The following is a 2,231-nucleotide window of genomic DNA, read 5'->3' on the forward strand; positions in this document are numbered from 1 at the left end:
CACCCGAACCGACCCCTTCACTCCCGCCCCCTGCGGTGGAGGGAGTCCAGCGCGGCCAGGTCGTCCGCCGTCAGGCGCAGGGCGCCCGCGGCCACGTTCGCCTCCAGGTGATCCGGATCGCCGGTACCGGGGATGGCCAGCACGTGCGGTCCCTGCTGCAGGGTCCACGCCAGCCGCACCTGCGCCGGGCTCGCGCCGTGTGCCCGGGCCACGGCGAGCACCTCCTCGTGCTCGGCGCCGCTCGCGCCCGCCTGCCGCCCGTCGCCGGCGATGGAGTAGAAGGGGACGAAGGCGACTGCCAGCTCGCCGCAGGTGCGCAGGAACGCGTCGTGCTCGGGCCGCACCCCGATGCCGTACATGTTCTGCACGCACACGACCGGCGCGATGGCCCGTGCCTCTTCGAGGTGTTCCGGGGTGACGTTGGAGATGCCCAGGTGGCGGATGAGCCCCGCCTCGCGCAGCTCGGCGAGCGCTCCGAAGCGCTCGGCGATGGAATCGGACCCGACGACGCGCAGGTTCACCACGTCGAGGTGGTCGCGGCCCAGCTGGCGCAGGTTCTCCTCGACCTGGCCGCGCAGCTGCCGGGCGGTGGCATGGGGCAGCCACGCGCCGGACGGGTCCCGGCCCGGCCCGACCTTGGTGGTGATGACGAGGTCCTCCGGGTAGGGAGCCAGCGCCCGGCTGATCAGTTCGTTGGCGGAGCGCAGGGGTGAGAAGTAGAAGGCGGCGGTGTCGATGTGGTCCACCCCGAGCTCAACCGCCCGGCGCAGCACACGGATCGCACGGCCCCGGTCGCTGGGCACGGCGTCGTCCGCGAACGCCTCGCCGCTCTGCGTCAGACGCATCGCGCCGAAACCGATCCGGTTGATCTCCAGGTCGCCGAGTGTCCAGGTACCCGCGGCCGCCGCGGTCATCGTCTGTGAGGTCATGCCCGGATGGTCTCCGCCCTGTAGGCTGCCGGGCCATTGATTAGGGCATGTGTGAATCCTCGGGGGAGGGCTGGGCGGTGCTGGCGGAGCTGACGTTCTCGGTGAGCGACCTGGCGCAGATGCGGTTCGCCGTCTCGCCGATGTGGGAGGTCGGCCCGAGCTTCCGGCTGCTGTGCTCCGGTGCCGCATCCCCCGTGCACCGGCCCTGGGCCGAGCAGGTACGGCCGCGGCTGGCGGCCGCCGGCCTCGACCGGGGCTGGCTGGCCGAACTGATCCCGCCCTCGGGGTACGTCCCCGACTTCCTCAATCCGGCACCCGCCGGGCCGGCTCCCGCCCTGACGGAGGAACTGGCCGGGATCCGGGCTTCTCCCACCGCCCGGGTGCGCCGGGACCTCGACCGCCTGCGGCGCGAGCGGGGAGGTCTCGGCCCCCGGACACGGAGCCTGTATGCCGAACCGCAGGCCCGCCTGGAGCGGGTCGCCGAGGAGATCGAGACGTACTGGGAGCTGGCGCTGGCGCCCTACTGGGCGCGGATCCGCGCGGTCCTCGACGCCGACGTCTTCCACCGGTCCCGGCAGGTCGCCGAGCACGGCGCGGGCCGGCTCTTCAACGATCTGCACCCCTCGGTGAGCTGGGACGACAACGCGCTCCGGCTGGCGCGCCGGCACCGGCCCCTGTCCCGCGGGACGGCGGGCGCGGGGCTGCTGCTGATTCCCTCGGTCTTCACCGGGCCGGTCCCGTTCACCCGCGTGACGCCGCCCGAACCGCCGCAACTCGCCTATCCGGCGCGCGGCACGGGTGCGCTGTGGGAACCGTGTCCAGCCACCCGGACCGAGGCCCTGGCCGCCGTCCTCGGCCGGTCCCGGACCCTGCTGCTGACCGAGCTGGAGTCCCCGGCGTCCACCACCGAACTGGCCCGGCGCACCGGACTCTCGGCGGCCGGGGTCTCCCAGTACCTCACCGCGCTGCGCGCCGCGGGATTCGTCAGCGCGCACCGGGCCGGCCGCTCGGTGCTCTACGCCCGCACCGCCGTCGCCGAGTCCGTCCTGGCCGCATCCTCCGAGGAGCGGTCCGCGCCGGGCCGCCCGCCCCACCCGTCCGGGTGATCACCTTTCGCCACCCTCGATCCGTGCTGCGACATGTCGCTATAAAGGGGCCCGTCACGTTGATCAACTGATGGGCACTCATCATGCTGAAGGCCGCCCTGCAGGTCCTCGCCGCCGCGTCGCTCGCCTCCGCCGCCGCTATCTCCCCGGCCACCGCCGCACCTTCCGCCCCCGCACCTTCCGCCCCCGCGCGTTC

The 2,231-nt window shown here is 73.8% G+C and carries 2 protein-coding genes; one reads left to right on the forward strand and one right to left on the reverse strand.

The annotated features are described in order from the left end of the window. Nucleotides 1-17 precede the first annotated feature (17 nt). Nucleotides 18-929, reverse strand: a complete 912-nt coding sequence (locus PV721_RS43005; protein ID WP_319734273.1) for an aldo/keto reductase — start codon at nucleotides 927-929, stop codon at nucleotides 18-20. A gap of 47 nt (nucleotides 930-976) precedes the next feature. Between PV721_RS43005 and PV721_RS43010 the strand changes: the two genes are divergently transcribed. Then, nucleotides 977-2,035: an ArsR/SmtB family transcription factor gene (locus PV721_RS43010; protein ID WP_319734274.1), complete on the forward strand. Its 1,059-nt coding sequence runs from the start codon at nucleotides 977-979 to the stop codon at nucleotides 2,033-2,035. Nucleotides 2,036-2,231: the final 196 nt, after the last annotated feature.

It is taken from the genome of Streptomyces sp. MB09-01 (genome assembly GCF_033794505.1).
Lineage (GTDB): Bacteria > Actinomycetota > Actinomycetes > Streptomycetales > Streptomycetaceae > Streptomyces.

Bases quoted from the DNA above. Each gene is read 5' to 3' on its own strand.
- PV721_RS43005 (WP_319734273.1), bottom strand. From the start codon at position 929: ATGACCTCACAGACGATGACCGCGGCGGCCGCGGGTACCTGGACACTC.
- PV721_RS43010 (WP_319734274.1), top strand. From the start codon at position 977: ATGTGTGAATCCTCGGGGGAGGGCTGGGCGGTGCTGGCGGAGCTGACG.